At 72.0% G+C, this 6372-nt stretch carries 3 protein-coding genes and 1 pseudogene; all 4 read right to left on the bottom strand.

What is annotated here, in order from left to right; translation table 11 throughout:
- Positions 1-594: 594 nt before the first annotated feature.
- The 4 genes and pseudogenes from VE546_RS27820 to uppS all read right to left on the bottom strand — a co-directional run bounded on the left by VE546_RS27820 (position 595) and on the right by uppS (position 6146).
- On the bottom strand, positions 595-1188 hold the full coding sequence (locus VE546_RS27820) for a DUF4291 domain-containing protein (protein WP_324927284.1): 594 nt from the start codon (positions 1186-1188) through the stop codon (positions 595-597).
- Between the two features lie 119 nt (positions 1189-1307).
- The gene (locus VE546_RS27815) at positions 1308-3266 is read right to left on the bottom strand and encodes a hypothetical protein (protein ID WP_324927282.1); all 1959 of its coding nucleotides are present in this window, start codon (positions 3264-3266) and stop codon (positions 1308-1310) included.
- A gap of 153 nt (positions 3267-3419) precedes the next feature.
- Positions 3420-3937: pseudogene (locus tag VE546_RS27810) on the bottom strand (transposase); the annotation flags it as partial.
- 388 nt (positions 3938-4325) lie between these two features.
- Positions 4326-6146, bottom strand: a complete 1821-nt coding sequence (uppS, locus tag VE546_RS27805; protein ID WP_324927279.1) for a polyprenyl diphosphate synthase — start codon at positions 6144-6146, stop codon at positions 4326-4328.
- Positions 6147-6372 lie beyond the last annotated feature (226 nt).

Genomic DNA, 6372 nt, shown 5'->3' with positions numbered 1-6372 from the left:
GCGGGTGAGGCGGGACGCGGACGGGGAGTGGCCGGTGGTCTGGGACGCGGTGATGCTCATGGCAGGGTCTCCTGTTCGGCGTTCGGACTCGGTGTGCCTTTCAGGGAGGTAGACCGGGTGACGCCGCGAGACTCATCGGTCATCGGAAGGTGTTCTCCGAAGCGGAGGAGCCGGCCGGTCCCCAGCACCTCCACGGACGCCCTCCATCGTGGGACAGCGACCCGACTGCTCGTCAGCGCCGCCTGCTCATGGACGCCGAGGTGGCCTAGTCGGCCGCCGGGAGCAGCCCGACGCCGGATGGCGGACAACGGCGCCGGCTTTCCGCGTATCCGGCACAGTCCCGCCAACGACAGGAGCGCCCAGGCCCGGCCGGCCATCAAGCCGGCGAGCACAACGCGAACTCCCCGCGGTTCCCGGTCCCCGCGTTGGAGGCACGATCCCGGTGTCGGCGCGGGATGTGGTGTCTGGACGCCGTACTCCTCGGCTGCTCCGAGCACGGCGTGAAGCACCACTCCGGGCCGGTTCGACACCGGAGGGACAAGCTCCACAATTGGAGCCCTCCGGGGCTGCGGGCCGTCCCGATTGGCTCCTGGGTCAGGTGCGCAGATGGGCCAATAGGCCGTCGGCCACGGGGTAGGGGCGTTCTGCGGGCAGCAGTCGCCGGGCGGCTTCCAGGGCTCCGTCCCTCACCTGGGCATGGATCGTGTGCGCGAGCTCGGTGACGTCGGTGATGGCGACCGTCCATTCCTCCGCGTACCTGTGTGCCGCTTCGCCCACGAGGCCGAGTTGCAGAGAGCGGTGGGGAAGCGGCCGCAGGTGCAGGTCGCGTTCGGGGTCCCACTGGACCCGGGCCGGGGCCTGCTTCAGTTGGCGCCTCCAGGTGGCGCGGTCGGGGTACAGCCCGTGTTCGTAGTGGGTCGGGCAGGCGTGCTCCAGAGCCCACTCGAAGCCTTCACGGGTGATCTCGACGGCGAGGACGGTTTCCTGGCCGTCTTTGGTGCCCCACCCGGAGCGGTACATCATCCACAGGAACGACGGTTTGATCCACGTCATCCGGTCCCGCTTCCAGGCTGCGGGAAAGCGACCGCCCCGGGCGGCCGGCAGGCCGATCTCCGGTGCGTATGCCTGGTACACGGTCACTGTCGAGGCGGTATGGACGGCACGGATCCGATGTCTGGGTTCTGCCACGGTGACCAGGATCGGCGCTCTCTGCGGTCGGTGCCATCGAATTGCCGGGCCGGCGGGGTGCCGGGTCGCCGGTGGACGTTCGGCCGGACAAGCCCACTGAGCGGTGAGCGGACGGCTTCTCACAGCAGGAGCAGTACAGCGGCCGCCCACAGCACGGACAGGGCGACCACGACCGGGCCGAGCGGCATGCCCTGCTCGGCCGGGGCGGCGTTCCCGGCGGGACGCAGCTCCGGCCGGTTCAGCAGGGCGCGTATCTCCTCGGCCGCCCGGACGGCCGACGGGCGACGTCCGGTCCTCCGGCCGGGCAGTCCCGGGCCCACGGGCGAGAGATCCAACTTCTCGTTCCCGGGCAGCCGGAAGCGGAGCCGGTCTGCGGTGTACTCGACGCCGCCGAGCCGTTCCCACGGGACGCGGCGCACCCGCCAGGCGCCGGTCACCCACAGGCCCCCGTGGTCCGCCGTGACGCGCCAGCCGAATGCGGTGGAGACCGAGCCGATCAGCCAGGGCAGCCCCAGCACCAGCATCAGCACCTGCCAGGAGGTCCAGGAGAGGCCGTCGTCGAGGACGGTCCAGGTGAGGCCGCCCTCCAGCAACAGCAGGAACAGTCCGACGCCCCGGGAGCCGAGGTCCGCCGACCAGGTCCGTGGGCCGTTCGCCGGTTCCATGGCGGCGGCGATCTCCTCGACCGGACGGCTGCCGTTCGCGCGTTCACGAGGCCGGGATCCGGCGCCGCGGAGGCCGGGGGCGACCGGTTTCACGGGGGTGACGCTGCATTCCACGGCCGGTTCGCCGCCCTCCGAGGTGAGGAAGACGACTTCGGCACCCGGGTACGGGGCACCGAACAGCAGCGCCTCACGCAGCGGTGGTGCGGGGTCGGTGCCCCGGAACACGTCGGCGATCTCCCTCAGCTCCCGGCCGAGTTCCCTCTTCGCCTCCGCCAGGTGCTCCGCGGTGAGCTTCGCGCTGTCGCCGTCACCGTCACCGTCCCGGTCATCGCCGCCTTCGACGTCCTCGTATTCGTATTCGCCCTCGTCCTCCTCCTCGTCCACGAAGGAGTGAAGGGAGTGGAAGTGCAGGATGGGCGTGGAGGCGGCGGGATCGTCAGCCGCGTACACCCAGGTCCGCCCGTCCTCGTGTCCCTCGCGGACGAGCACCTGCAGCACCGGCGCCCGCCCCCGGCGCAGCCGGACCGAACGTCCGCGCCCCACCGCGCCGTTGACCGCGAACGCCACTCCCGGCAGACCTGCCGCCAGCATCAGCAGTTCCCAGCCGAAGATGTCGTACGGCTCCGAGGCCAGTCGTAGCCGGTCGCCGTCGGTCAGGAGTTCCACGGCCGTGCCCGGCGGATAGTCCTCGGGATAGTCCGTCGCCACCCGGTACGTGCGGTTCCCGGCGGCGGCCGTCAGGACGTAGGCGTCCTCGTCGTCCCCGCCCGCCCCGGTGACCGTGGCGGTGATCCGCTCGGCACCGGCCGCCCACTTCTCGTACGCGTCGATCTCCTCCAGCGCCTGCCACAGGCCGACTCCGGCCACCGCCAGCAGCGGCGCGGCGAGCATGAAGGAGAACCGGCCGCGCCGGAAGGTGTGGGCCGCGGCCGGCAGCGGGTGGCCGGCGGGACCCGCGGCCCGCTCGGCGTACTGACGCTGCCGCCCGGCGGCGGCCAGCCGGTGGAGCAGCGCCGCCGCCGTCCAGCCGGCGGCGGCCAGCAGGGCGAGACCCGACGGATCCAGCAGACCGGCGAAGCCGCCCTCCTCCACCGCGGTGCCCACGAGGATCACGCCGAGCCCGGTGAGAGCCAACCGCGGCTGCCGCCACACCCAGTACAGGGTCAGCGGGACGACGGCCGTGAACGCCATGCCCCACCAGTCGGCACCGCAGGGCTCGGCCGCGGTGCACGGCGGGAGAGGGGCTGCCGCCGTGCACCACACGGCGGCGGCCAGCAGCCCGAGGAAGGACCACAGCGGGTGCGCCCAGCGCGCCGGGGCGGCGGCCAGCCAGCGCCCGGTGTCCGCGGACCGCCAGGGACGGGCATCGGACGGTATCCACTCGGGCGGCAGGGGAACGAAGGGTCTGCTCACCCGCGCATTATCCACACCCCCACGCCGAGTGCAGGACGGCCGCCGCCGGCGGGCCGACGGGCCGAGGACGGGGCGGAAACCACGAAGAACGCGGAACGTGCCGCCGACCGTTCCGTACCGTCGGCGCTGCTCGCCGGGTGCCACGGATACCGTTCAGGAGGTCACCGCCGTAGCTCCTCCTTCGGCACCTCCAGAGGCGTTTCGTGCCTTGTTCGATCCCGGATTTCCCGATCCGGGTGGCTTCCAGGTGCCGCGCGGGCTCAGGGCGGATTCGGCTGCGAGGCGGCGAGTCATGAGGTTGATCATCGCAAGGTGGATCATGGCTTCGGAGCGGTGGGGTTCGGCCTCGTCGTCGCGGGCCAGGTGGCGGTGGTTCACCAGCCATTCCAGGGTGCGCTCGGCGGTCCAGCGGCGGGACAGGACTGTGAACCCCTGGCGGCAGGGGCACGCCGGACGATGTGCCTATCGGTGCCCCGGGTCGCGGCGTGTTCGACGAGGTGCCGGCGGTGGCCGCCGTCCCCTCGGACTGTGTGAACCTGGAGGTGAGCGGCAGCCACCTGGCCGACCAGGTGGGTGCCGGCGACGGAATCGGGCACGCCCGCGGCGGTGACCAGGGTCGCGGGCAACAGGCCGAGGGTGTCGGTGACGATGCTCCGCCTGCGGCCCACGATCCAGCACCATGTGGCATCGGCCACCTCGGCATCCCGCTCGCTGTCTCCCCGACCGGCGGAAACCGGCACGGCGTCACATAGCTGATCTAGCTCCTCGACGACTTGCGGGAGCGCACGGCTCAGCCGGCGCCGCCTTGTCCACCGTGCAGGCCGCAGCTCCGTGCGTTTCTCCAGGTCCTCGCTCGACATCGGTCGCGCCCCGCCACTGTCCGTACGGCACCCACGGCCTCGCTCGCCCGCTCCGCCCCCTGCGGGATCGTCGTGGGTACGGTGATTCCGGTATGAGCTCCGGCTGGCGACCTGAGGGAGCCCAGACGCTTCGAGTGCGCGCTGGCGACACCGCCACCATGGCACCGGAAGTCGGGGCCAATGCCCGACGGGCACCTCCTCATTCGGATCGCCCACGCGGCTCCGGTGCTGTGGTCATCGATGGCCGGCCGGTGGCCAGACGGGGTCGGGGGACGGTCCCGTAGCGGCGCTCGCGCCGGGTGTAGGCGGCGATGGCCTGCCATAGGTCACGGCGGTCGACATCGGGCCAGAGGGTGTCGGTGAAGTGGAGTTCAGCGTACGCGGTCTGCCAGGGCAGGAAGTTGGAGGTGCGGCGTTCCCCGCCGGTGCGCCACAGCAGGTCGACATCGGGCAGGTCGGGGTCGGGGAGATAGCGGCTCAGAATGCGCTCGGAGACGCGTGCGGGATCGACCTGTCCGGCGCAGGCGGCGCGGGCCAGAGCACCGGCCGCCTGGGCGAGTTCGTCCCGGCCACCGTAGTTGACGCACAGCGTGCAGGTCAGGCCGGTGTGGTGACGGGTTTCCGCCTCGAGGCGGTGCAGAGCTTCGAGGATGTCGGTGGGCAGGCCCTGTTCGGAGCCGGCCCAGCGTATCCGCACGTCGCGGTCGAACAGGTTGTCCTCCTCGTGCCGGTCGAAGGTGCGCACGAGGTTCATCAGGGCGTCGACCTCCTCGGGGGACCGTTTCCAGTTCTCGGTGGAGAAGGCGTAGACGGTCAGGTGGGGCAGACCGATCTCCAGGGCACCGTGGACAATGTCGCGCAGGGCCCTCTCCCCCGCGCGGTGGCCCTCGGTGCGGGGCAGGCCGCGCCGGGTGGCCCATCGTCCGTTGCCGTCCATGATGATCGCCACGTGCCGAGGCATGCGCTCGCGCGGCAGCACGGGCGGCCGGGCACCGCTGGGGTGCGGAAGCGGAGGCAGGGAGGCCTGGGCGGGGTGGGTCTTGAGGGCCGGTGTGGCCGGGTCGGCGGTAGTCGGCGGGGCCGCGGAGGCCATGACGATGGGAGCCGTGACGGGGGTGAGTCGCCAGACGAGGGCGGCCTTGGCCCGGGCGGGGACGAGGATGCGCCAGCGAGTCGGCCGGGGAAGGCGGGGGCTGCGGTGCAGCAGCGCCGGGCCGGCCGCACGTGCGGCTCGCAGCCGGGCCTGGTACATCTCGGTGGCTGATCCGAACAGCATGGCCAGCCACGGCGGCAGGCCGACGGGGCCCAGGCAGAGCCACCGCTGCGCCCGGGCATTCACCTGCTCGGTCAATGCCTCGACCCCGGGTGTCCAGCGGCGTTCCAGCAGGTCGGCCACGTCCGCTCCGGCCTGCCGGAAGGCTTCGACGGGCCACTCGACGTGGCCTCGGGAGAGGTCGTCGGAGAGATCCGTCAGTGAGTCGACGAGCAGGAACGCGTCGAGCCACCGCCGACAGGATTCCACGTCGCGCAGCCGTACGGGCGTCCGCAGAACGGCTCCGGCCAGCACCAGCGCGCTGTTCACCGTGCAAACGCTCCAGGACGCGCGGCGGACGCTCCACTCCTGCCATGTCGCGGGCTGCTCGTCGTAGATGTCCTGGTGCAGCATGTGGAGGACGGCGTACAGATCGCCCGGGGCGAAGTTCCAGTTCAGCACGGTGTGGACAAGTGCGCGGCGGACCGGGTCACCGCTCGTGCCCCGCTTGAGGTCGGCTTCGAGGGCGGCGGTCCACTCCTCCAGTGCGGTCGCGCGCTGCCGCAGCTCACCGCCGTGGTCCACCAGATCGTCCGCCGTGCAACCGGCGGCCCACATCGCCCAGAAAGCAGGGCGCAGCACCGGAGGAATCAGCGGGGCGAGCGCGTACTCGTCGGGGGTCCGGCGCCGCACCATGCGGCGGCAGGTTTCGTAGGCGTCTCTCAGGCCCGGATCGAGGATCCCGGCCTTGGTGTAGACGTCGGGCAATGCCGACTCCTTCGGTCGATGACTATGAGCTGGGACGAGACGAAGGGGCGGGTTCGTCGCGAGGTCGAGGAGTTCCTTCGCGCCGTTCCGGGGCGCGGTGCGCGGGGAGGCCGGGCAGCCGCCGGGGTCCGTGACGGAGCGGCGCCGGGGGCGCCCCGGAAACCGGTGGGGGCGGATTCCAGGAGAAGGCGAGGCAGCCGCCGAGGATTCCGCAGGCGGTGCCGAG

The organism is Streptomyces sp., assembly GCF_035644915.1.
In the GTDB taxonomy this organism is placed as follows: domain Bacteria; phylum Actinomycetota; class Actinomycetes; order Streptomycetales; family Streptomycetaceae; genus Streptomyces.
The sequence above is the reverse complement of the archived record's forward strand: the minus strand, read 5'-3'. Positions and strand labels throughout refer to the sequence as shown.